This window comes from Caulobacter zeae (assembly GCF_002858925.1).
Lineage (GTDB): Bacteria > Pseudomonadota > Alphaproteobacteria > Caulobacterales > Caulobacteraceae > Caulobacter > Caulobacter zeae.
The window spans coordinates 279,898-304,134 of the sequence record NZ_PJRS01000011.1; the positions used below are offsets into that span (position 1 = coordinate 279,898).

Annotated in this window: 17 protein-coding genes; 7 read left to right on the top strand and 10 right to left on the bottom strand. The window is 66.9% G+C overall.

Going from position 1 to position 24,237, the window contains the following annotated elements; translation table 11 throughout:
• The first annotated feature begins 967 nt into the window (after positions 1 to 967).
• On the top strand, positions 968 to 2,470 hold the full coding sequence (locus SGCZBJ_RS06085) for an ATPase domain-containing protein (RefSeq protein WP_101717114.1): 1,503 nt from the start codon (positions 968 to 970) through the stop codon (positions 2,468 to 2,470).
• On the top strand, positions 2,463 to 4,505 hold the full coding sequence (locus SGCZBJ_RS06090) for a hybrid sensor histidine kinase/response regulator (RefSeq protein ID WP_101717115.1): 2,043 nt from the start codon (positions 2,463 to 2,465) through the stop codon (positions 4,503 to 4,505). Before SGCZBJ_RS06085 ends, SGCZBJ_RS06090 begins: the two co-directional genes overlap by 8 nt.
• Positions 4,506 to 4,933: 428 nt before the next feature.
• On the opposite strand, the gene SGCZBJ_RS06095 is transcribed toward SGCZBJ_RS06090, so the two are convergent.
• The gene (locus SGCZBJ_RS06095; protein WP_101717116.1) at positions 4,934 to 5,455 is read right to left on the bottom strand and encodes a pyridoxamine 5'-phosphate oxidase family protein; all 522 of its coding nucleotides are present in this window, start codon (positions 5,453 to 5,455) and stop codon (positions 4,934 to 4,936) included.
• A gap of 224 nt (positions 5,456 to 5,679) precedes the next feature.
• The gene (gene lov / locus SGCZBJ_RS06100) at positions 5,680 to 6,717 is read right to left on the bottom strand and encodes a blue-light-activated histidine kinase (RefSeq protein WP_101717117.1); all 1,038 of its coding nucleotides are present in this window, start codon (positions 6,715 to 6,717) and stop codon (positions 5,680 to 5,682) included.
• 188 nt (positions 6,718 to 6,905) lie between these two features.
• Between lov and SGCZBJ_RS06105 the strand changes: the two genes are divergently transcribed.
• Together SGCZBJ_RS06105 and SGCZBJ_RS06110 are read left to right on the top strand one after the other, a co-directional pair.
• Positions 6,906 to 7,166, top strand: coding sequence for a hypothetical protein (locus tag SGCZBJ_RS06105; protein ID WP_101717118.1), 261 nt, complete (start codon positions 6,906 to 6,908; stop codon positions 7,164 to 7,166).
• Positions 7,167 to 7,580: 414 nt separating this feature from the next.
• Positions 7,581 to 10,553: a PAS domain-containing protein gene (locus tag SGCZBJ_RS06110; protein WP_205685323.1), complete on the top strand. Its 2,973-nt coding sequence runs from the start codon at positions 7,581 to 7,583 to the stop codon at positions 10,551 to 10,553.
• A 286-nt stretch (positions 10,554 to 10,839) separates the two neighbouring features.
• On the opposite strand, the gene SGCZBJ_RS06115 is transcribed toward SGCZBJ_RS06110, so the two are convergent.
• Together SGCZBJ_RS06115 and SGCZBJ_RS06120 are read right to left on the bottom strand one after the other, a co-directional pair.
• Positions 10,840 to 11,541 (bottom strand): LamG domain-containing protein, encoded by a 702-nt coding sequence (locus tag SGCZBJ_RS06115; protein WP_101717119.1) that lies wholly within the window; start codon positions 11,539 to 11,541, stop codon positions 10,840 to 10,842.
• Positions 11,542 to 11,730: 189 nt separating this feature from the next.
• Positions 11,731 to 12,315: a TetR/AcrR family transcriptional regulator gene (locus tag SGCZBJ_RS06120; RefSeq protein WP_101717120.1), complete on the bottom strand. Its 585-nt coding sequence runs from the start codon at positions 12,313 to 12,315 to the stop codon at positions 11,731 to 11,733.
• A gap of 104 nt (positions 12,316 to 12,419) precedes the next feature.
• On the opposite strand from SGCZBJ_RS06120, the gene SGCZBJ_RS06125 reads away from it, so the two are divergent.
• Together SGCZBJ_RS06125 and SGCZBJ_RS06130 are read left to right on the top strand one after the other, a co-directional pair.
• On the top strand, positions 12,420 to 13,235 hold the full coding sequence (locus SGCZBJ_RS06125) for an oxidoreductase (RefSeq protein WP_101717121.1): 816 nt from the start codon (positions 12,420 to 12,422) through the stop codon (positions 13,233 to 13,235).
• Positions 13,236 to 13,274: 39 nt separating this feature from the next.
• The gene (locus SGCZBJ_RS06130; protein WP_101717122.1) at positions 13,275 to 14,300 is read left to right on the top strand and encodes a zinc-binding dehydrogenase; all 1,026 of its coding nucleotides are present in this window, start codon (positions 13,275 to 13,277) and stop codon (positions 14,298 to 14,300) included.
• 113 nt (positions 14,301 to 14,413) lie between these two features.
• Here the strand turns inward: SGCZBJ_RS06130 and SGCZBJ_RS06135 are convergent, their stop codons facing one another.
• The 5 genes from SGCZBJ_RS06135 to SGCZBJ_RS06155 all read right to left on the bottom strand — a co-directional run bounded on the left by SGCZBJ_RS06135 (position 14,414) and on the right by SGCZBJ_RS06155 (position 20,549).
• Positions 14,414 to 14,833, bottom strand: a complete 420-nt coding sequence (locus SGCZBJ_RS06135) for a hypothetical protein (RefSeq protein ID WP_133149196.1) — start codon at positions 14,831 to 14,833, stop codon at positions 14,414 to 14,416.
• Between the two features lie 304 nt (positions 14,834 to 15,137).
• On the bottom strand, positions 15,138 to 15,602 hold the full coding sequence (locus SGCZBJ_RS06140; protein ID WP_101717124.1) for a PaaI family thioesterase: 465 nt from the start codon (positions 15,600 to 15,602) through the stop codon (positions 15,138 to 15,140).
• 55 nt (positions 15,603 to 15,657) lie between these two features.
• A complete protein-coding gene (locus SGCZBJ_RS06145) occupies positions 15,658 to 18,750 on the bottom strand; it encodes an efflux RND transporter permease subunit (protein WP_101717125.1) in 3,093 nt (1,030 codons plus the stop codon).
• Entirely contained in the window at positions 18,747 to 19,835 is a 1,089-nt protein-coding gene (locus SGCZBJ_RS06150; RefSeq protein ID WP_101717126.1) for an efflux RND transporter periplasmic adaptor subunit, read from the bottom strand. Before SGCZBJ_RS06150 ends, SGCZBJ_RS06145 begins: the two co-directional genes overlap by 4 nt.
• A gap of 90 nt (positions 19,836 to 19,925) precedes the next feature.
• The gene (locus SGCZBJ_RS06155; RefSeq protein ID WP_101717127.1) at positions 19,926 to 20,549 is read right to left on the bottom strand and encodes a TetR/AcrR family transcriptional regulator; all 624 of its coding nucleotides are present in this window, start codon (positions 20,547 to 20,549) and stop codon (positions 19,926 to 19,928) included.
• Between the two features lie 90 nt (positions 20,550 to 20,639).
• Here SGCZBJ_RS06155 and SGCZBJ_RS06160 point away from each other — a divergent pair, with 90 nt between their 5' ends.
• Complete coding sequence (locus SGCZBJ_RS06160; RefSeq protein ID WP_101717128.1) at positions 20,640 to 22,073, top strand: efflux transporter outer membrane subunit; 1,434 nt, start codon at positions 20,640 to 20,642, stop codon at positions 22,071 to 22,073.
• Between the two features lie 240 nt (positions 22,074 to 22,313).
• On the opposite strand, the gene SGCZBJ_RS06165 is transcribed toward SGCZBJ_RS06160, so the two are convergent.
• Positions 22,314 to 24,101: a sensor histidine kinase gene (locus tag SGCZBJ_RS06165; protein WP_133149197.1), complete on the bottom strand. Its 1,788-nt coding sequence runs from the start codon at positions 24,099 to 24,101 to the stop codon at positions 22,314 to 22,316.
• Positions 24,102 to 24,237: the final 136 nt, after the last annotated feature.

Here is a 24,237-nt window from a genome sequence, read left to right on the forward strand (position 1 = left end):
ATTACGTGAGCACTTATTCATTCATATCCCCTCGTGGCGATAGACGCGCGCGTTTGCTTTCTCCGTCGGGCTTCCCGGGTTATTTTTATTGTTAGGTACTGGATGTGTGGCGGAATATTTGTCGAATTTCGCCGACGAAACATTTCTTCAACTCTGTCGCTTTCGCAACAGGCCTTGCCGTCATGTTGTCGTAACGGCGTTTTCCGACGTGCGGGCGCCCCTTTGGGCGGCGCCCGCCGTGATTTTTTGCAGCGCGATGATCATGATTGCGGCGCCCTCACGTGGGGGAGGGCGTCGAAGGACAATCGGTCCCTGTCGCGGGCTCTGGCACGCCTAGGCGAGGCCTAAAGCTTAGCCTACGCCGAAGCGTACGGAGCGCTGTCGGCGCTCGCGGCGGATGTCGACCGACTTGACCATCGGGACCTGAGGGTTAGCGAGGCGTTCTACGCGCGCCTCGGCTTCAAGGTGACGAGCGACCACGGCCACCACCTGATCTTGGCGGACGGGCGCGCTGGCATCTGCATCTCACGACCGGTGCGTGGCCGGGCCGGGTCGAAGACAAACCGTCGGGTCTCTACCTCTATGCCGATGATGTTGACGAAGTCGCCGACCGGGTCAGGGCGTGTCGTCGAGCTTGAGAGTATCGCGGGTGGTTTCTGGGGAATGGGTGTTCTTGCAGTCGCTATTAACCTGATCGATGCCCCTCTCGTGGCGACGCTCAAGAGCTTCGTACTATGGGCAGGTTCGTCGATAAACGGGTGTCGATGATCGAGCTCGAACCGAGGGCTTACGGCGCCCGTAGTCTCAAGCGGACCAAGGTTGCGATGATCTACAAGAAGACCGGTATCCGATGCGCCGCCAGACTGCGCCCCGGTTCGCCGCCTGGGAACTGAACTTAGCCTTGTCTTCAGCGTTACTCCGGCTGTGCGCCGCATAAGGGGGCAGGCGCGTCGTTTGCGGAGCGAGCATGTCTGAAGCCAGGGTCGAGAGCCGTGTCAGCACCGGAGTGCCGGGGCTTGACGACATCCTGGGCGGCGGCCTGACGCGCGATCGCATCTATCTGGTCGAGGGCACGCCCGGCTCGGGCAAGACCACACTGGCGCTGCAGTTCCTGCTCAAGGGACGGGAGTTGGGCGAGAGCGGGCTCTACATCACCCTCTCGGAGACCGAGCCCGAGCTCAAGGCCGCCGCCGCCAGCCACGGCTGGTCGTTGGACGGCATCGACCTGTTCGAACTGGTCAGCGAAGAGGGCCTGGATCCCGACAGCGAGCAGTCGGTTCTGCACCCGTCCGATGTTGAACTGGGAGAGACGACGCGCGGGGTAATGAAGCAGGTCGAGGAGACCAAGCCGCTCCGCGTCGTCTTCGATAGCCTGTCGGAGATGCGGCTGCTGGCCCAGAATCCGCTGCGCCACCGCCGCCAAATTCTGGCGCTGAAGCACTTCTTCGCCACGCGCCGTTGCACGGTGCTGCTGCTTGACGACCAGACCGCAGAGGACGGCGACCTGCAGCTGCATAGCATCGCCCACGGGGTGATCAGCCTGCGGCGGATGACCCACGAGTATGGCGCGCAGCGCCGCCAGCTCGAAGTGGTCAAGATGCGGGGCATCAAGTTCCGCGGCGGCTTCCACGACTTTTCGCTCGACACGGGCGGCATCCGGGTCTTCGAGCGTCTGGTGGCGGCCGACCATCCCGCGACCTTCAATCAGGAAATGGTGTCGACCGGCGCGCCGGGTATCGACGCGCTGTTGGGCGGCGGGCTTACGCGCGGCACCAATACCTTGATCAGCGGTCCATCGGGCGTGGGCAAGACAACAACTTCGGTCCGCTGCGCCCTGACCGCCCTGGAGCGCGGCGAGATGGTCGCCTACTACCTGTTCGACGAAGGCCTCACGACCCTGCTGACGCGCTCCAAGGCGTTGGGCATGGATCTGCAACCCCATATCGATAGCGGCCGTCTGCTCGTGCGCGCGATCGACCCGGCCGAGCTGTCGCCGGGCGAGTTCGCCTTCCACGTCCGCGACGCGGTCGAGCGTCTGGGCGTACAGACGGCCGTGATCGACAGCCTCAACGCCTACCTCCAGGCCATGCCCGGGCAGAAGTTCCTGCTGCTGCAGATGCACGAGCTGCTGACCTATCTCAATCAGCAGGGCGTGGTCACCCTGCTGATCCTTGGCCAGCACGGATTCATCGGCGAGGTCCGCAGCGACATCGACCTCAGCTATCTCAGCGACGGCATCCTGCTGTTTCGCTTCTTCGAGGCCGCCGGTTCGGTGCTGACGGCGATCTCGGCGGTCAAGAGCCGCACCGCCGCGCATGAGAAGACCATCCGCGAGATCCGCCTGACCGAGCACGGCATCGAGGTGGGCCAGGCGCTGACCGACTTCCAGGGCGTGATGTCCGGCTTGCCGTCCTACCAGGGCACGATCGACATGCTGGGCGAGGAGAACAACCGGCCGACGAATGCCTAAGCCGATCCTCATCCTTGCGCCGCGGGGGCGCGACGCGACGGTCATCGCCGAGACCCTGGCCCATGTCGGTCACGCCTCGCAGATCTGCGGCGACCTCGGCGGGCTGACCCAGGCGCTGGGCGACGAGGCGGGCGCGGCGATCCTCACCGAAGAGGCCCTGGCCCAGGGCGCCACCGACGCCCTGACCGACTGGCTGGCCCAGCAACCGACCTGGTCGGACTTCCCGTTCATCGTGCTGGTCACCAAGCAGCCCGGCAAGCGCACCCAGGCCGACGCCGAACGCCTGCGGGCGATCGGCAACGTCGTGCTGCTGGAGCGACCGATCAACGCCGAGACGCTGGTCAGCGCGGCGCATTCGGCGGTCCGCGCCCGGCATCGCCAGTATGGCGCGCGCGATCACCTGCTCGCCCAGACCAAGGCCGAGGAGCAGCTGCGTTTCGCCCTGGAGGCCGGCAAGCTAGGGGCGTGGGATCTGGATCTCGACAGCGGGGCCCTGATCACCTCGACGGTGGCGCGCGCGCATTTTGGCCACTCACCCGACCAGCCTCTGACGCTGGCCAGCATCGAGGCGGCCGTCCACCCCGAGGACATGGCCCTGCGCGCGGGTGCGCTGAACGCCTCGATCGCCCGCGCCGAAGACTACGATGTCGAGTACCGGATTTTCTGGCCGGACGGCGCGCTGCACTGGGTGCAGGTGCGGGGACGGCTCAACCGAATCCAACCCGGCAAGCCGCGGCGAATGTCGGGGATCAGCCTCGACATTACCGCTCGCAAGACCGCCGAGGCGCAGCTGCGGCTGCTCAACGAGACCCTCGAGCAGCGCATCGCCGACAGCGTTGGCGAGCTTCAGCGCGCCAACGAGCGCCTGCTGGCCGAGATCAGCGAGCGCGAGCAGGCCCAGGCCGCCCTGGTCCAGGCCCAGAAGATGGACGCCATCGGCCAGCTGACCGGCGGGATAGCCCACGACTTCAACAACCTGCTGACCGCCATCGTCGGCAATATCGACATGATCGAGCGGCGCAGCGACGACGAGCGGGTCAAGCGCATGGCCGCCAACGCCCGCGAAGGCGTCGAGCGCGCCACCAAGCTGACCGCGCAATTGCTGGCCTTCTCGCGCAGCCAGCAACTGGACCTACAGCCGGTGGAAGTCGATGCGCTGATAACCGGCATGCACGATCTGCTGACCCGGACCCTGGGCCACACAGTCGAGGTCCGCATGGCGCTGAGTGCTGGAACGGCGCGGGCCAAGGCCGACGCTAACCAGCTGGAACTGGCGGTGCTGAACCTGGCCATCAACGCCCGCGACGCCATGGGCGACGGCGGCACGGTGAACATCTCCAGTCGCATTTCCGACGAGTGGCACGAGGGGCTGCAGCCCAGCGACCACGTCGTGATCGCCGTCAGCGACACGGGCCATGGCATCCCCGAGGATCTGCTCCAGAAGGTGTTCGACCCCTTCTTCACGACCAAGAGCGTGGGTAAGGGAACAGGGCTGGGCCTAAGCCAGGTGTACGGCATCGCCACCCAGTCAGGCGGCGCGGTGCGGATCGACAGCACCGTCGGCGTCGGGTCAAAGATCGAGATCTGGCTGCCGATCACCGAGGCGGACGATCGCGTCCGGCCCAGCGACATCCCGCCAGACGAGGCCCCCCTCAGCGCGGGCGAGCGCGTCCTGGTGATCGACGACGACCCCAGCGTGCGCCGGTTCCTGGTCCAGTGCCTGAGATCGCTGGGCTACCGCGTCACCGAAGCGGCGAGCGGCCAGGATGGACTTGCGCGCCTGGTCGAGGATCGGCCCGACCTGATGGTGGTCGACTTCGCCATGCCGGGCATGGACGGCGCCCAGGTCGCCAGACGGGCGCGGCAAGTCATTCCCGGCCTCGGCATGCTGCTGATCACCGGCTACGCCGATGCGAGCGCCATTCGAGAACTGGTGGATTCCGAAGCCGTCCTGCGCAAGCCTTTCAAGGTCAGTGACCTGGCCGTCGCCGTCCGCAAGGCGCTGGGCGAGCGGATCGGCACCATGGGCGCCTAGCCGAGGTCGGGAGCTTTGCGCACGGTCGAATCGACGCACTGCCTAAGCGCGAAGCCCATCACATAGAGGTCTTCGATCCTGTTGTTGCGCAGGCAGCTGTCCAGGGGGCGGCAAAAGCGCCGCTGCCCCCACCCCGTGCGCTCGCTGATCATATACTTCTTGGGGGCCAGTTCGAAGCCGGGGAAAGGTCCCTCTGCTGGCCCAGGAAGGAGCCGTAGGCAGGCATCATGGCGCGCAGCCCTTGCTTGGCGCGGCCCGGCCAGTCCTTGGAGTTTCGGGAGCGGTCGGGCAGCAGACCAGGCGTGGCGCTTAGCTAGGCTGCAAGCGATCCTTACACTTCGGTCAGCGTCACGACGCTGGCTGAAGATGGCGCAAGTTTGCCCGCAAGGGTGGGCAAGCGCGGCAAGCGGAGGTCGCTGGCCAGAAGCTCACCAACCCGATATCGCGCCTCTGGACCCGGGCTCCTCGATCAAGATCGTCTGGGCTTGGCCTGGCGGCAATGCGTAGTCGATAAGCGAGATGATCCGTGGCGTTGCCTTCAGCACGGCTATGCTGTTGGCGCCCGGGTGAGGTGAATACGCCTTCCCGGCGGGAGTGTTCCACAACAAGGTGTTCAGCTGCGCGATCTGCTCACCCTCGGTCACTTCCGTGACCATGGCCGCTATCGAGAGGCCCGAGGTTTGAGATTTCCTCGCGCCACCAACCGTGATCGACACCCGGCCATCCTGCTGGATATTCGCCAGCTTTTGGCTGTTGCGGGCGACGACGAAATACAACAGGCCGCCATTATGGAGGTAGTTTACCGGCGTGGCCTGAGGCCAACCGTCGGGACGGTTCGTGGCCAGCGTCATGACTTGGTTGTCGTCGAGAATAGCGTTTATGCGTCGTCTTTGCTCGGCGGAGATCTTACCTGCTTCCCCTCCAGAGCAGCTGAGGCTGTCGGTGGGCATGGCGTTGTTCCTGGTCGCTGGGGGTTAATGCGGCCGCCGCCAGCGCACGGACATCGCAGCCGCTCAATGCTAATGCGTGCAGAACCTTAAGGCTGCGCCGGCCAAGGCAATGTCAGAACCGGACGAGCCGTGGAGGCTTGGTTGTGGGCCTGGACGACGACTGCACGCCTGAGCGCCATCCAAGAGTAGCGCCCTAGATCCGAATTCACGTGTCCGATGTGCGATCAACCGCCGTCGGCGACCCGAAACGGCGCGGGCTCGCCGGCTGCGTCCGGCACGGTGAATTCCGCCCGCAGGCCTGTGGGCGGCCAGTCCAGACGCGTCTGGCCGCGCAATTGGCGCTCGATGATTGCGGCGACCATGGCCGAACCGAAGCCCGCCGTGCGTTGCTGCCGCGGCGGCGGCCCGCCAGTCTCTTCCCAGACCAAGTGAAAGCCGCTGGCATCATTGTGCGGGGCCCAACGCACGGCCAAGCCGCCGGCCGGCGCCGACAGGCAGCCATGGATCGCGGCGTTGGCGATCATCTCATGGAATACCAGAGCCAGAGGCTGGATCAGCGTCGCCCTGACCTGAATGTTGGGCCCGTCCAGAGTCGCACGGCCCAGGCCATAGGGCTCGATTTGCAGCCGCAGGACGTCTTCCAGCGGGGCGGCCTGCCAACGTCTCTCGGAGAGAAAGGCATGGGCCCTGGCCAGGGCCTGCACCCGTTGCTGCACCGCCGCGGCGTATTGCTGGATGTCCTGGGCGCGGCTGAGCCGCACGATGCCCTCGACGATCGCCAGGGCGTTCATCGCCCGATGGTCGATCTCACGCAGCAGGATGCGGTTTTCCTCGGCCTCGCTGGCCTGCGCAAAGCGATGTTGCGTGACGTTGACCTGCGAGCCGAAGAAGTAGATCAGCCCGCCGGCCTCGTCGTGCACGGGGCTGAGGCTGACCCGGTTCCAGAAGGTCGAACCGTCCTTGCGGTAGTTGAGGATCTCCACCTCGACGTCGCGCGCCTCCCGCACGGCTTGGCCAATGGCGTCGATCGCCGCGCGGGCCGTCTGGGGGCCTTGCAGCAGACGGCAGTTGCGGCCGATCACCTCGGCGAGCGCATAGCCTGTCAGATCCAAGAAGGCCTGGTTGGCCAAGATGATCGGGTTGTCGATCTGCCGCGGATCGCAGATGACCATCGGCGTGCGCGTACGATCCACGGCGACGAACACCAGGTCCCGCCGATCGATCGGGCCTTGGTCCTCCAAGGACAAGGTCGCGTCGCTCAAAACAAATCTCCAACCCGCTCAGCGCTTTCCCCGGGGCAGGACAACGCCAGGGTTTGGTGAGGGTTGCGATCTGTTCGCGAGACAAAGGGGCCGTGTCTCCGAAGGTGCACGGGGTGGCTTTTGGCCATGGCGCCGAAGCCCGGGCCTGGGCATGATTATCCAACGGCGACGACGCCCGCGAGGCGCTCGTGCTGCTGGACGCCCGACCCGACATCGCCTTGATGTTCACCGACGTGGACATGCCCGGCGAAATCAACGGCCTGGGGCTTGCGCGTCTGGCGGCTCTGCGTTGGCCCAAACTACCGATCATCGCCACCCCGGGGGCGGCTGTCCCAAAGCCCGTCGATCTGCCGGCGAACGGTCGATATCTTCCCAAGCCCTACCGGCCTTCGGCGCTTCTTGATCTGGTCATCGCCATGATGGCGCCGACGCCGATAGTCGACGCGTGAATTCTCGTAGGGCCGAATAAGAGGCCCGCCCTTCCAAGCCGGACGTGATAGGGTGCTGGCCTCATCCGCATCGAGTTCACGGGCGGTCTCCAAGATATTCCAAGCTAGGTATGGCTTTCGCTTCGCGAGCCTCTGGTCGGCGAAGGACAGCCATGGCTGCCCACCCCATTCTGCACGTCGACGCCGGCCATGGCTTGGCGATGGCGATCATCGCCAGCGCGTCCGAACCGACCCTGCTTCTAGGTGACGATCTGATCGTCATCGCCGCCAGCGCCAGCTTCTGCCGAGCCTTCGAGGTCGACCCCGGCCAGACGGGCCGCCACGAGGGGGAGACTCGCGATCGATTTGATCTCGTCGATCGACTTTTCGAGCCCGAACTGTTCGGCTATCGCTACGGCTCAAAGAGAGTGGGCCGTGGACGATTTCAAAGCCGATGCTCAAGTCCCGAGGCTTGCGGTTCCTCGCCAGTTGCAGGGGGGCGGCGCGGTCGGCGATCTGATCCGCGCCCATGAATGGAGCGCGACCGACCTGGGGCCGATCGCAGCCTGGCCGGCGGAGCTTTTCTTCGCCGTGCAGACAGTACTGTCCTCGCGCGTGCCAATGGTGGTGCTTTGGGGAGCCGAGGGGCGCCTGATCTACAATGACGGCTATGCCGAGGTTTGCGGTCCCAGGCACCCGGCGTCCCTAGGCGGCAAGCTCCTGGAGATCTGGCCCGAAGCCGAGGGGTTCAACCGCAACGTCCTCGAAAAGGGCCTGGCGGGCGAGGCGCTCCACTACGCCGCCCAACCCCTCGAGCTCTGGCGGCTTGGTCGCGCCGAGCAGGTCTGGATGGACCTTGAGTACACACCTATTCGCGACGACGCGGGCCGCCCGGTCGGCATCCTGGCTATGGTCTTCGACATCACCACGCGCGTCGTGGCGGAGCGGAAACTGGCCACCAGCGCGGGGGTCTTCCAGTTTCTCGACCATCTTGGGCTGGCGCTCAGCGCCTACAGCACCGCTGACGAAATCCTTCAGGTTACGACGCGCATGGTCGGCGAGCATCTGGGCGTCTCCAACTGCGCCTATGCCGATATGGACGCGGACGAGGACGGCTTCACGATCCGCGGCGACTGGCACGAACCTGGCTCGCGCTCGATCGTCGGCCACTACCGTCTAGCCGACTTCGGGGTCTTGGCCGTTCGGGAGCTTGGGGCGGGGCGTCCGCTGATCGTCAACGATCACCTCGCCGAACTTGCGCCGCACGAAGCCCAGACGTTCCAGGACATCGGTGTCGCCGCGACGATCTGCATGCCGCTGATCAAGGCCGGGCGCCTGGTGGCCCTGATGGCCATTCACGACAAGGTCCCTCACGCCTGGACCGACGACGAACTGGCCATCATTCGCGCGGTGACCGAGCGCTCATGGGCCCACATCGAACGCGCCGGCGCCGAGGCGGCCCTGCGCCGGCGCGAAGAACAGCTGCGGCTAGCGACTGACGCCGCCGAGATCGGTCTTTGGGACGTCGACGTCGTCAACGACACCCTCTATTGGCCGCCGCGCGTGAGGGCGATGTTCGGCCTGCTGACGGACCGTACCGTCACCCTGGCCGACTTCTACGCCGGTCTTCATCCCGATGACCTCGAAGCGACGGCGCGGGCCTTCGCCGCGGCGGCCGATCCCGCCGTGCGTGACGTCTACGATGTCGAATACCGCACCATAGGTCTGGAAGACGGGATCCTGCGCTGGGTCGCGGCCAAGGGCCGAGGCCTCTTCGAAGGCGACCGCTGCCTGCGGGTTATCGGCACGGCGATTGATATCACCGCGCGCAAAGCCAATGATCAAGCCTTGCGGGAGCTGAACCAGCACCTGGAGCGCCGGATCGCCGAGGGGATCGCCGAGCGGCGTCTGCTCGTCGACCTCGTGGAGAACACCGACGCCATCATCATTGTCATGGACCGGGACTACCAGGTGCTGGCGATCAATCGAGCCGGCATGGACGCCTTCGAGCGGGTCTACGGCGCCCGCCCGCAGGTTGGCGACAACATGATCACGCTGCTTGGCGAGCGACGAGGAGACGTCGCCGATGTCAGGGCCTCTTGGGATCGCGCGCTCGCCGGTGAGGAATACACCGACATTCGCGAGTTCGGGAGCGCGGGGTATGAGCGCCGGTGGTTCGAGATGACGTTCCGCAACTACCGCGACGCCTCGGGCCAGATCGCCGGCGCCTATCAGTTCGTCTACGACGTCACCTCCAGGGTCGCCGAACAGCGCCGCCTGGCCGACGCCGAGGAGCAATTGCGCCAGTCCCAAAAGGTCGAGCAGCTTGGCCAACTGACCGGTGGCGTGGCCCACGACTTCAACAATCTTCTGACCCCGATCATCGGCTCACTCGACATGTTGAGCCGAAAGGCGCTGAACACCGATCGCGAGCAGCGCCTGATCGACGGCGCCCTGCAATCGGCCGAACGGGCCAAGACGCTCGTTCAGCGTTTGCTCGCCTTCGCCCGGCGACAGCCCCTGCAGCCGACCGCTGTCGACACGGCGAGCCTCGTGGCGGGCATGGCCGACCTGGTGTCGAGCACGACAGGGCCGCAGGTGCGGGTGGTGACCGACATCGCGCCAGACTTGCCCATGGCCCACGGCGATCTCAACCAGCTCGAGATGGCCATTCTCAATCTCAGCGTTAACGCACGCGACGCCATGGCTGACGGCGGCGAATTGAGGATCTCGGTGGGTATGTCGGCCTTGGATGAAGCCAAGCCTCAGGGCCTCACGGACGGGCGCTATATCAAGATCACGGTGGCTGACACCGGCGCTGGCATGGATGCGGCGACCATGGAGCGGGCGATCGAGCCGTTCTTCTCAACCAAGGGTATCGGCAAGGGCACGGGACTTGGGTTGTCGATGGTTCATGGCCTGGCCCTGCAGCTCGGCGGTGCGCTCGATATTGCGAGCCGGATGGGTGTCGGCACCCGGGTGACGCTCTGGTTGCCGGTTAGCCAAAAGCTGAGCGCGGCGCCTATCGAAGGGCAGGGTGAGCCGCGAGCGGCAGGCGATCGGCACGGCGTTGTCCTCCTAGTCGATGACGAGGAGATCGTACGCGAGAGCACCGCCCGGATGCTGGAGGACTTGGGGTTCGAGGTCATTGAAGTTGGATCAGCCGAGCGCGCTCTGATGCTGATGAGGGAACGCGACGACCTCGCCTTGCTGGTGACCGACCACTTGATGCCCGGCATGGACGGCGCCCAGCTCGTGCGCGCCGTCAGATTCTCTCGCCCCTCCATGCCGGCCCTGATCATATCCGGCTATGCGGAGGAGCATGGCATCGCGCCGGATCTACCGCGTCTGACCAAGCCTTTCCGCTCTCAGGAGCTGTCCGACGCCATCGCTGATCTTGGCCTCTAGGACGCAGAGGACGTCCACTCCCAACTCGACAGTTCGATCAACGGCGGGGGCGATACGCGGTTTCGGGCCTAACTGTTGGAGTTCCGAAGATGGCCGAAGGTCGGCTGTTGGCGCAACCACGCCGCAAAAACGGACGGCCTGACCGTCAGGGAAGGAGTGGCTCAGGCGAGTGGCGGGCGCCGCTGTGTAGGGCTTTCCCAGCGCTCGGAGGCCAGCAGCGCGAACTTTGCGAACAAGCCTTCGAGGCTGAGCCGTGTCTCGATCCGGCGTTTGGATCTCACGACACCTAGGACGTGATCCTCACGCCGCTGAAATGGGCCAGCGTGCCCGGGCCGATCCAGAGCGCTACGGCGCCCTTGGCGTCGGCGCCGTGCTTGAGGTCGCCAACGATCAGGGTCGGCTGCTCTGCGCCGTCAACATGCAGCCGAGCCTTGGAATCCGCCACCACAATCCGCACGTGCGTCCACCGCCCAGGTTCGAGATCGACGTAGGTCTCATACCTGGACGGGGTTTCGGCGCGCAGCCGCTCCCAAGGATAGTCTGGGTGAGAGATGTACTGGACGGCATGGTTGCGGCGTAACTGGTCGTCGGACCGGCCGTTGGTTGGGCGCAGATAGATGGCCTCCAGCTGAGCTTCGTCACGCACCCGGAAAGCCAGGCCCACGAAGCCTCGCGCCGTGGCGCTGGCTGTAGCGCTCGGGGCGCCGCTTATCCAGGCTTCGATGACGCCGTCGCCGAAGGCGGGCGTGTCGAGCACCACCAGCCGATCTAGCTCCGGGACGTTTTCCAATGCCGTCGCGCGTAGGGCCGGACGGCCCATATAATGCGTCCGCACCGTGTCAACGCCGATGGCCCGGATCGCTCCAGTCTCCAGTCCCGTCCCGCCGACGGAGCGTGGTGCGGCGAGAGCCGCCAGGGAACTGGCTGAGGCCACTGTCAGCGCTGCGCCGCCGATCGCGGCCCGACGAGTTTGATCGTTGCCGGACATTGGACACTCTTGGTGGTAGACGAAGCCACTTTCATCGTCGCGCACGTCCGGATCAAGGCCATGCTTTGCGGGGGAACCCCGACTGAGCGTGGATGAGAAGACGACTTCACCACTGTCCGCCTGACGTGACCCCCTGCTAATTCGGCCATCGGCGCGACCTCGCCAAAGACTAAGTTGGTCAGACGCCGCCTAGGTCGCTGACGATGCGCTAGTTCTCAAAAGCGTCCGCGCCGCTTCTTGACCCGCCGCGAGAATGCGATCGGACATCTCCGTGCCGTCGACGGCGCGCGCGATTTGCAGCGTGCCGATGCAGGTCGCCAGGAGCGCCGTGGCGGCGGCTTCCCGGTCTGTGGTGTGTGGCGGAAGGTAAGCAGCGACCAGCTCGGCGAACGCAGCGACGCGCTCGGTATAGGCGGACCTGGTTTCCTGGGGCTCGCGCGCAATCTCGGCGGCAAGCGCGGAGGTGGCGCAGCCGTCCTGCGGATTGTCGCGGTGCCTTGGGGAGAGATAGGCCGCAATCAGCCCTTCGAGACCGTCAGCGGCAAGGATCTGTCGCATTTGGTCGGCCTGCGCGTCGAGGGCGGCGACCAGGCTTTCGCGCACCAGTTCGGCCTTGGACTCGAAGTGTGGATAGAAGGCGCCGTTCGTCAGGCCAGCATCCTTCATGACGCGCGCCAGGCCGGAGGCGGCGATGCCGTCGGCCCGGAAGCGTTCCGAAGCCGCCTGCAGGATGCGCTCGCGCGACGCGTCCCGATGACCTTTTTCATAGCGCATGTCCTGCCTCCGAAATTCTCATTGCATTACGATCATACTTCCACATTATGATCGTAATGCAATGAGCAGCGTCGCTCTTGCGCCTGCTGCCTACGGGAAGGCCCATGACCATTCAACGCAAGAAGATCGCCCTGGTGACCGGAGCGTCCGCCGGGATCGGCCTGGCCAGCGCCCAAGCTCTGGCCGCGAGCGGTTACACGGTCTATGGGACCAGCCGCCGACCGACCGTCGCCGCGCCCAAAGGGGTTCGTATGGTGGTGTGCGACGTCACCGACGAGGCGTCCGTCCGCGAACTGGTCGCCGAAGTGCTGGCCGAGGCAGGCCAGATCGACGTGCTGGTCAACAATGCGGGTCTTGGCCTGACGGGCGGGGCCGAGGAAAGCTCGATCGGTCAGGTCCAGGCCCTGTTCGACGTCAACCTGTTCGGCGTCATGCGGATGACCAACGCCGTGCTGCCGTCGATGCGCGCCCGGCGCCAAGGTCGAATTCTCAACATCAGCTCGGTTCTTGGACTGATCCCCGCGCCCTATTCCGCCCATTACGCAGCCACCAAGCATGCCCTGGAGGGCTATTCGGAGTCGCTCGACCATGAGGTTCGGGCCTTCAATGTCCGCGTCTCCCTGATCGAGCCGGGCTACATCCGCAGCACCTTCGACCAGAACGCCGTAGAGGCGGACGCCCAGATCGCCGTCTACGATCAGGCGCGGGCGGGCGTGCGGGCGCTTTTGGACGAGGTCATGCCGACCGCCGAGTTGCCCGAGGTGGTGGCTGCGGTGGTTCGCGCGGCCGCGGTCGATCCGCAGCCGCGCCTGCGCTACCCGGCCGGCAAGCTGGCCAAGCAGATCGCGCTGTTGCGCCGGTTCGCGCCGGCCAAGGCCTTCGACAAGAGTCTGCGCAAGCAGATGCGACTGCCCGCATAGGCTCGCGCTTTGAGACCCCCGAACCGCAGGACTGCCGAAATGACCGACCAAGCTCTCGAAATGCACATCCCTCGCAAGGGATTGGCGATGGTGCTGACCGCTGTCGAGCGCCGCCTGCCGCCACCGGCCGCCGGTGAGGTCCGGGTCGCGATCGAAGCGGTCGGCGTGGCCTATGCCGACATCATGATGCGGCAGGGCGTCTACGCGGGACACAAGCCGCCGATCACGCCGGGTTATGACCTGGTCGGCCGGGTCGAGGCGATCGGACCAGGGGTCAAGGACCTGGCCATCGGCCAGCGCGTTGCCGGGATCACCGTCTTCGGCTCCTACGCGACCCGCCGAAACGTCGCGGCGCAATGGCTGGTCCCCGCGCCCGAGGGGGTAGATGCGGGCCGGCTGGTGGCGGCGGTCCTGAACGGGGTGACGGCTTGGCAAATGCTCCATCGCATCGCCAACCCCGCGCCGGGCGAATGGGTTCTGGTGCATGGGGCCGGCGGCGGCGTGGGCGGTCTGCTGCTCGACATGGCGCGCATCGCCGGCGTGCGCGCCATCGGAACCGCCTCGGGCGGCAAGGCCGACGCCGTCGCCCAGCGCGGCGGCGAACCGATCGACTACGCGCGGGAGGACGTCGTCGCCCGGGCCATGGCCCTCAGCGGCGGCGGCGTGGCCGCGGCGTTCGACCACCTTGGCGGAAAGCACTTCAAGACGGTCTCGATGCCGGCGCTGCGTCCTGGCGGCGTTGGCGTGTTCTACGGCGCCTACGATGTCAGTCGAGGCGGCAAGGTCAATCCGCTGGCGGTGGCCGATCTGCTCCTGAACGCGCGGTTCTCCAGCCTTGGCCTGTTCGCCAAGGGGCAGGGCGTGGTCGCCTACTCCAGCGAGCCCTGGCGCGATGGACGGCCCAGCGCCTATCAAAACGACCTGGCCACCGTGCTGAAGTTGGTGGCGGATGGCGTCGTGACCCCTGAGGTCGGCGCGACCTATCCGCTGCGGGCGGCGGCGGAGGCTCATCGCGCGCTCGAGGCCCGAGCGGTGACCGGCAAGATCGTGCTCCTGAACGACTGACTGCGCCGAGCAAGCGTCGAGCCTCCTGGAGGCCAATGGCGGCTATTTGACCCCTTCAGCACCTGCCGCGTGGCGGCTGCGTTCAGCCTCTCCCTCTGCAGACGGGCCTTGGCCTAGCGATAGGCCTTGGCCAGATCGCCAAACCCCCAGACCAGGGTAGCCAGGATCAGCAGAGCCACGCTCACCGCGGTGATGACTTGGTCGATCCGGGCGGTGGCGCTATCGAGCTTGTCGTCGAAGTTCTTCTTGGCTTGCTCCTTGTTGACGTACTGCAGGTTCATCGCGTCGACAGCCTTGGCAAAGGCCGCTTTTCCCCGCGCGGCGCCAGCAGCCAGAATGGCGTTGTAGCGCCAGACCGTGAAGCCAATCGAGACAGCCGTGGCTAGCGCTCCGGCTCGGGCTAGAGGCATGGAGTCCGTCGCGGACGAGCCGCTCCAGCCGACCCAGTAAAAGATCGCGCTCAAGACGGCCTGCAGCGCGATGGGGACGTAGAACTTCGCCTCGCTCCACCAAACATCAAAACGTTTCGTCATGTCCATCTCCGGTTGCAGGCCGCGAGATGGACCTTGCAGCGGTGTAGAAAACGCAAACTTCTTGCAAGTGCGTCCTTATCTTTACCGCGCGGGGTGGCGGCCGGCCTGGGCGCGCCCCTTTGGGGGGGACGATGGCGCCGAGCCCACCACCAGGCTGGTGATCAAGGGCTTTCGGCTCGCCGGCCTTGGCGCGGCGCCGCGCGGGCGCGGGTCATGTCTGGACGGCGTCGTCTGGCGGGCCGGGCCAGCGCCTGGCGGCGCGCGGCTGCATCAACGGGCCCTCCGACGATCGAACGGCTTCTTTTCAACGCTCGAACACCAGCAGGCTCGAGGTCGCCGTGGCGTAGATCCGTCCCCTGGCGTCCTTGATCGTGGCTTCAGCGAAGGCGGCGCGGCGGCCGAAGGTCGCCACACGGCCCTCTGCGCGCACCAGGCCCGTCTTGTCCGTCAGGGGGCGGTGATAGGACACCTTCAGGTCCAGGGTCGTGTAGGCCTGCTTGGCGCTGAGCTTGGAGTGCACGGCGCAGCCGCAGGCGGAGTCCAGCAAGGTCGCCGCATAGCCGCCGTGGACCGTGCCGATCGGATTATAGGCGTGGCGCCCTGGCAGGCCCTCGAACGCCGCCCAGCCGTCGCCGGCCTCGGTGAGCGAGAATTCCAGGGTCTCGCCGATGGGCGCTCGTCCACCGGCGGCGATCATCGCCTGGAGTTGCTCCAGGCCCGACGCCCCAGGAGCGATCTGGTCGGCCAGTTTGGGTTCGGGGGCGCTCATGGTTTGTCTCCAGATCGATGCGGCTTAGGGCGGGGGCGCTGGCGAATCTTGATCGTCATGTCGCCAGCGGCTCGGGGGCGTTGGTGGATGCCGCGTCGCTGCGGGGGGTCTTGATCCGAAACCACATGGCGTAGAGCGGCGGCAGAAAGACAAGCGTCAGGATGGTGCCGCCGATGGTGCCCCCGATCAGGGTGTAGGCCATCGACGACCAGAACACCGACAGGGTCAGGGGGATGAAGGCGAACACCGCCGCAAGCGCGGTCAGGATGACCGGCCTTGCGCGCTGGACGGTGGCCTCGACGACGGCGTGGAAAGGATCCAGGCCCTCTTCCTGGTTGATCTGGATCTGGCCGATCAGGATCAGGCTGTTGCGCATGATGATGCCGGCCAGGGCGATCAGGCCCAGGATCGCGTTGAAGCCGAACGGCTGGTTGAAGATCAGCAGGGTGGGCGCCACCCCCACCAGGGCCAGCGGCGCGGTCAGCAGCACCATCCACATCGCCGACAGCGAGCGAACCTGGAAGATGATCACCACCATCATCAGGATGAACATCAGCGGGAAGACCGCGGCCAGGGCGACATTGGCCTTGCCCGCCTCCTCGATCGAACCGCCCATCTCGATCCGGTAGCCGGCCGGCAGCGCCTTGATGATCGGCTGCAGCGACTTTTGGACCTGGGTCGAGACGTCCGGCGGCTGCAGGGCCTCGTCGATGTCGCCGCGAACGGTGATCGTCGTCAGGCGATCGCGACGGCGCAGGATGGGGTCCTCCATGCGGATCTCGGCCTTGCCGATCTGGTCGAGCGGGATGCGCTCGCCCGCCGCGCCCACCAGGGTGAAGGCGCCGAGCTTGGCCGGATCGAGTCGCTCCTGGCCGGTGGTGCGCGCGACCACTTCGACCGAGCGGATGTCCTCGCGAACCTGGGTGACCGGCACGCCCGTCAGCAGGAACTGCAACTGCTGGGAGGCGTCGGCGGAGCTGAGGCCAAAGGCGCGCAGCCGGTCCTGGTCGAGCACGAAATGCACGGTCGGCGCGCGCTCGCCCCAGTCGGTGTTGACCTGGCGCATGCCGTCGTTGCGCAGCATCACGCCCTTGACCTCCTCGGCGATGTCGCGAACGCGATCGGCGTCCGGGCCCATGACCCTGAAGGCCACCGGGAAAGGCGAGGGCGGGCCGAACACGATCTGGGTGGCGCGGATCCTGGCGCCCGGAACCGAGCCGGCGGCCGCGAACTGGCGCAGGCGCTTCTTGAGGGCGTCGCGCGCCTTTTCATCGGGCGTCAGCACCACGATCTTGGCGAAGGACGGATCGGGCAGCTCGGGCGAGATGGCCAGGAAGAAGCGCGGCGCGCCCTGGCCGATATAGCTGGTGACGATCTTGGCCTCGGGCTGCTTGGCAAGCCACGCCTCGACCTTGGCCACGGCCTGGCTGGTGGAGGCGATGCTCTGGCCTGGCGGCATCTGCACCTCGATCAGAACCTCGGGGCGATCCGAGCCGGGGAAGAACTGCTGCTTGACGCCGCCCATCATCAGTACGGCCGCCACCATGGCCGCGCCGACGCCGGCCGCCACCTTGAAGCGGTTTTCCACCGTCCAGACGACCATCGAGCGCAGCTTGCGATAGCGCGGCGTATCGTAGATCGCCGCGTGCCCGCCCTTGATCGGCTTGATCTTGGGGATCATCAGGACGCCCAGATAGGGCGTGAAGATCACCGCCACGAACCAGGAGGTGATCAGGGCGAAGGCCACCACCCAGAAGATGTTGCCGGCGTATTCGCCGGCCGTGGACTTGGCGAAGCCCACAGGCATAAGGCCGATGATCGTCACCAGGGTGCCGGCCAGCATCGGGGCGGCCGTATGACCCCAGGCATAGGTCGCCGCCGAGATCCGGTCCTTGCCCTCCTCCATCTTCACCACGATCGTCTCGATGATGATGATGGCGTCGTCGACCAGCAGACCCAGCGACAGGATCAGCGCGCCCAGGGTGATGCGGTCGAAATCGCGGCCGGTGATCAGCATGATCACGAAGACGCCTGCCAGGGTCAGCGGCACAGCCATGGCCACCACCACCCCGACCCTGAAGCCCAGGCTGATCAGGCTGACGACGATGACCACGGCCAGGGCCACGAAAAACTTCAGCATGAACTCGTCATAGGCCTCGACGATGTTCACCGACTGGTCGGTGATCTTGTCGAAGCTCATGCCCAGCGGCATCTCGGCCGAAATAGCCTTGGCTTCCCTGTCGAGGTTCTTGCCCAGCTCCAGCCCGTTGAAGCGGTCCTTCATCACCACGCCCAGCACGATTGCCGGCTCGCCGCTGCTGCGGATCATGAAGGTGGCGGGGTCTTCGTAGCCGCGCTTGACCTCGGCGATGTCGCCAAGCTTGAGCGTGCGGCCGCCGACCACGATCGGCGTCTCCTTGATCGTCTCCAGGCTGTCGATCGCGCCGTCGAGGCGGATCTGCACCTGGGGACCTTGGGTCTCGATCGCCCCGGCGGGGGTGACCAGGTTGCGATCATTCAGCGCGGCGAAAAGGTCGCGCGGGCTGACGCCGAGCGTCGCAATGCGCGCCTGGCTGAACTCCACGAAGATCTTCTGCGGCTGCTCGCCGATGATCTGGACCTTCTTGACGCCAGGCACGTGCAACAGGCGCTGGCGCAGGATCTCGGCCTGGCGCGCCAGCAGGCGCTGCGGCTCGCCCCTGGCCTTGAGCGCATAGAGCGCGAAGGTCACGTCGCCGTACTCGTCGTTGACGAACGGACCCAGCACGCCGCGCGGCAGGTTGGCGGCCTCGTCGGCCATCTTCTTGCGGGTCTGGTAGAACTGCTCTGGGACCTCCTTGGCCGGGATCTGATCCTTCAGGGTCAGGGTGGTGAAGGCCAGGCCGGGCCGTGTGAAGGTCTCCGACCGGTCGTACCACTTCAGTTCCTGCATCCGCTTTTCCAGCGGCTCGGCCACCTGGTCCTGCATCTCCTGGGCCGTGGCGCCAGGCCAGGCGCTGACGATGGTCATGACCTTGATCGAGAAGCTCGGGTCCTCGGCGCGTCCCAGCTTCAGGAAGGCGAAGGCGCCGGCAAAGGTCATGGCGATGATCAGGAAGAGGGTGATCGATCGCTCGCGCACCGCCAGGGCGGAGAGATTGAAGTTCATTGCGCCGCTCCGGTCTGGACGCGCACGCGCTGGCCCTGGTGGAGCATGTGAGCGCCCAGCGCCACGAACCGCTCGCCGCCGCGCAGGCCCCCGATGATCGTCACGGTCTCGGCGCCCACGCCGGCGACCTGGACGGGACGCCAGTCGACGCTCGAGGTTCCAGGCTTGACCACCCAGACGCCCGCCCCCTTGCCGGCGTCGTACAGGGCGCCGATGGGGACATCGAGGCCTTTGCTCGCCGCGTCCGGTTGGGCGGGCAGGGCCACGACCATGGTCGAGCCGAGCGGCGCCTGGGCCCCGGCGCCGCTCAGCACGTACCTGGCCTCGAAGGTGCGGGTGCGTGGGTCGGCCGCATCCGAGAGCTGGCGAAGGCGGGCCTGGCCGACCGCCAGGCCGCTGAAGCCGTAGGCCGTGGCGGGCGACCCCAGGGCGGGACGGACCGTCTCGGGCAGGGTGATCGTGGCCTCGCGAGGGCCTGCCTGGGCCAGGCGAACGACCGGCTGGCCCGCGGCCACGACCTGGCCGGGTTCGGCCAGGGTCTCGACCACGACGCCGTCGGCGTCGGCGGTCAGAACCGCGTAGCCGGCAGTGTTCTTCGACAGGCGAGCCTGGGCTTCGGCGGCGTCGAGTTGGGCCTTGGCGGCGTCGGCGGCGGCCTTGGCCTGGTCATAGGCCAGGGCCGAGATGGCGCCCGCCGCGACCAGACCCCGAAGCCGCCGCTCGTCCGACGCCGTCTGCGAGGCCCGGGCCCGTGCGGCCGCCACCAGCTCGTTCTGGGCCGTGACGCTCAGGGCGTAGTCGGTGGCGTCGATCCGCATCAGCGGTTGGCCGCGTCGCACGGTCTGACCCGCGTCGACCAGGCGAGCAACCACCTTGCCGCCGACCCGAAAGCCCAGATCGCTCTGCACGCGGGCGGTGACCACGCCGCTGAAGCGCCGCTCGCCGCCCCCGGCCGGGCCCGCGGTGGCGACCCGGACGATGGGCGGCGCGGTGCGCGGATCGTCGGCGCCGGCTTTGCCGCCACAGGCTGCCAGGGGGGCAAGGCCGCCGATGAGCAGGGCGGCGGCGAGAGTTCGAGACGACATGGCTTAGGGGATCCTGCCGGGAGGGGAGGAACCTAGGCTGATATCCAGTGACTAAATTGTCAACTCGTCACATCGCGTCGTTTGCCCCGCCTATGGCGCGAGGCTGCGCAGGACGAGATTGATCGCCTTGGTCGGCGCCTCGGGCAGGCCGTCCAGATTGTGCTTGAGCATCAAGGGGTTCATGAAGCTCTGCATGACCAGGAGGATGGCTTCGCAGGTCTCGTCGATCGGCGTCTTGCGCTCGAACTCGCCGGTCTCGCGGCCCAGGAGGATGATCGCCTTCAGGCGGTCCTCGGCGCTGGTCATATAGGCCACCGCCGGGGGCCAGTGCTCTTCGGCCGCATGGGCGGCGATGTCGTAGAGCATCTTGTCCTCGAAGAAGAGCTCGGCGCTGGTCGATATCAAGCCATTGAAATATCGCCTGAACTTGTCGGCCGCGGATTTGCCTTCCACCACGCCCGCTTCGCCGCCCGCCAGCACCTTGTCCAGGCACTGGGCGCAGATGGCCTGGCCGATGGCCTGCTTGGAATCGAAGAACTTGTAGATGTAGGCCTTGGAGAAGCCGATGGCCTTGGCCAGATCGGCCACCGTGGTCTTGCCATAGCCGAAGCGGCTGAAATGCGCCCTGGCCGCATCGACGATCTGGTCGCGAACGCCGTGTTCGACGGGGCCGCGCTGGCCGGCCGCGGGAGGGGAAAGGTCGATCATGCTCATGGCGCAAAGCTAGCATTCGGGCCGGTGATTGACAAACGAGTGACGACATTGGCATTTGGTCACGATCCAATCGCGCTCAGTGAGTTACCCATGCGCTCTGTCAGTCTATACGCCCTGCTGGCCGCCAGCGCCGTCCTCGCCGCCGGATGCGCCATCGGTCCCGACTACGCCGCGCCGACGCCGCCCAAGGCGAGCGCCTTCATGGGGCAGGCGGCGGTGAACGCGCGCGGGCTCGCCGCGACGCCGGCCGACGCCTGGTGGAAGGGGTTCAACGACCCCGTCCTCGACCGCATTGTTGATCGCGCCCTGGCGCAGAACCTGGACCTGGCTGGGGCCGCCGCGCGCGTAAACCAGGCGCGGGCGGGTCTTGGCGCGGCCACGGCCGCGCTGCTGCCGTCCGCCTCGGTCCAGGCCCAAGCGGCGGCCGTTCACGCCTCGACCCAGACGCCGACGGGACGCCTTCTAGCCGCAACGCCAGGTTTCGACCGGGACGGGTCCCTCTATGAAGGCAATCTCGTCGCTGGCTGGGAATTGGACGTCTTTGGCGGGACACGGCGCGACCGGGAGGCCGCGCTGGCCCGCTATGACGCGGCCAAGGCCGGGATGGGGGCGGCAAGGCTGGCTGTGGCCGCTCAGACCGCCGACACCTACGTCCTGGTGCGCGGCCTGCAGGCGCGGCTGGCCGTCGCCCGCGACCAGGTGGAGACCCAGGCGCGGCTCGTCGACACCGTACGCCTTCAATACGATAATGGCGCGGCCGCCGACCTGCAGCTGCAACAGGCCCAAGGCGCCCTGGCCCAGACCCGCGCCAGCATTCCCGTGCTCGAGGAGGGCCTGGAAGCGGCGCTCAACGCCATGGATGTCATCCAGGGCGTCCAGCCCGGAACCTATCGCGGCGAGCTCGGGGAGGCGACGCCGATCCCTATCGCGCCGGGCCTGGCGGACGCAGGCGGGCCCGCCGAACTGCTGCGCCGCCGTCCCGACCTGGTGGTCGCCGAGCAGCGCCTGCGGGCCAGCAACGCCGAGGTCGGCTCGGCCCTCTCGCAATACTTCCCGAAGTTTTCCCTGAGCGGTCTGGCCGGCACGGCGACGACCAGTCGCGACACGCTGTTCGAGAACCCCGCGAACCAGGCCCAGGGCGTGGTTGGTCTGCGCTGGCGGCTTTTCGACTTCGGCCGCGTCAGGGCCGAGGTGAAGGCCGCGCGCGGACGCAAGGCCGAGGCCTTGGCGGCATACGAGCAGGCGGTGCTGCGGGCGAGCGAGGATGTCGAGAACGCCTTCGTCAGCCTGGTAAAGCGCGAGCGCCAGGCGCAAGCGCTCTGGGATGGCCAAGCGTCGCTGGCCAAGGCCAGGAGCGCCTCGCAGGCGGCCTACGAGGCCGGCGCGGTTAGCCTCGTCGAAGTGCTCGACGCCGACGCCCGGCTGCTTTCCGTGCGCGACGCCCAGGCGCAGGCCAGGACCGAGGCCGCGCGCGCGGCGATCCGATCCTTCCAGGCCCTGGGCGGGGGCTGGAGCGCATCCTGACGGCGCGCGCGGCGCCAGGCCCGTGCGGGTGGGCCGACCTTGCTTCTCCCGACCCTGTTGGATCTCCAGCGCCTGGCGGGCCAGCCGTGCTGATCGGGAGCGTGGCGTTACTGTCCAAGACGCTGCGGGTTGGCCACCGGCTCGAGGTTGGCGCTGATATTGAACGCCCGTAACTCTTGACGCAGCCCGTCCGCTATAGCCCTCCACCGCGCGCCCGGCGACCGCTCAGCGCCCGGTCGATCATAGCCCGTCGATAATGCAGACCACGCCTTCTGGCGCGAAATCCAGTCGGATCTGGCCGCCGACTTCGCGGGCCAGCGCCCGGCGCAGAAGACGCGCGCCGAACCCTGTCGTGGCCGGCGGCGCGACGGTGGGGCCTCCGCGCTCTCGCCAGGTCAAGCGCGTCGCCGCGTCGCTCTGGGTGCAATCGATGTCGACATGCCCCACATCGCTTGAGAGCGCGCCGTATTTCACCGCATTGGTGGCCAGTTCATGCAGCGCCATCGCGACGGCCAGGGCCTTTTCTGGCCGCAGATGCGCATCGCCGCCGCGGACCGTGAAGCGTTCGGGGCCGAACGGGGCGATGGCGCCTTCGATCAGGCGGCGCAGGCTGGCGGCTCTCCAATCGGCGTTGGTCAGCACGTTATGGGCCCGCGACAAGGCGTGCAGTCGCCCCTCGAAAGCTTCGTGCGCCGAGGCGGCCGGCCGATCGTGAGAGAAGGCCTGCCTGGCGAGGGACTGCACCGTCGCCAGGGTGTTCTTGACCCGGTGATTGAGCTCGTTGATCAGCAGGGTCTTGCCATCCAGGGCCTTTTGCAGGGCCGTGACGTCGGTGAAGGTGCAGACGACGAGCGGTCGGCCTGTGACATCGGCGACCCGTTTGCAATCGACCGTCAACTGAACCTGTTCTCCATCCGGGCGCAGATAGGTCATTGCCTCCCTGACGATGACCTCGCCGTTCTGCAAGGCCCGCGCGGCCGGATATTCGTGCGGCTCATAGGCGCGCCCATCGGGGTGGATCGCGCCGTAGGCGCCGTAGTCTTCCGGCAGGCCGCCGAGGCTCCCGTGTCCGAGTATTTCGACCGCGGCGCGATTGTAGAGCATGACTTCGTGGGTTTCAGGCGACAGGAGCGCGACCCCCACCGGCATCTCTTCCAGCACCGCCTTGATCTGTTCTCGCGCCCGCTCGCTCTCCTGGCGTCGCACGACCTCCTCGGTGACGTCGACCGATTGCACCAGCAGCCGCGGTTCACCGGCCGGACCCGGTTCGATGCGGCGAAACAGCAGGTCGAAGTATCGCTCCTCGGTCGTCCCGTCGGGCCGTCGCAAGGGGCTGCTGACCTGGCGACCCTCGAACGTCTCGCCGTCGTCCAGGACGCGCCGCATCAGCGCCAGGACGGACGGCGCGGTTTCGGGCGCGGCCTCCTCGAACGCGCGCCCGACCAGCGCCCCTCGGCCGAGGTAAGCCACGAGGCTGCGGCTGGCGAATTCGATGATCAGTTCGCGTCCGCGGTAGATGGCGACCAAGCCCGGCGCGTTGCGAAACAGCTCCGCGAAGCGGGCGTCCTCGGCGGCCTTGTGCAACGCCGCCGCGTCGCGCTCCTCCAGCAACTGCCGGCTGATCGCCCGGTAGCCTTCGGTCACGACGATGACCAGGCAACCAGAAGCCAGGTAGGTCAGGAGGCTGACAGCCTCGGCGGCCTTCATCGTCGACAGATCGCCGTGACTGGGCAGGATCAGCAGCCAGATTCCCATCAGGCCAGTCAGGAGCGTGCTGGTCCCGCCCAGCCGCCCAAACACCAGGCAACTGATAAGGATGGTGGGAAAGACCAGCGCGAAGCGGGCGCTGCCGGGCCAGGCCCGGTCCATCAGCGCATGGAGCGCCAGCGCCGCCAGCGCCGCCAGGCCGCCGCCGACGAGCCGAACCAGCCAAGGCCAATCTCGTGTGGCGAGACGTGTGAAGATGTCCGCCCGAATAACCCTGCCCCCTGCAACTGTCTCGCGACGCCTGGCCGATACAGCGGCCAACGCTAACTGCGCCTTGGCGTTCCCTGATCAATGGAAGGCGCCCACCTGGCTGGCGCGGTCGATGCGCCAAGACGCCAGGGCGCCAGGACGCTCTCCATTAGGTCATCGCGCTGCGCGCGATGGCTCCTTTGTTTTT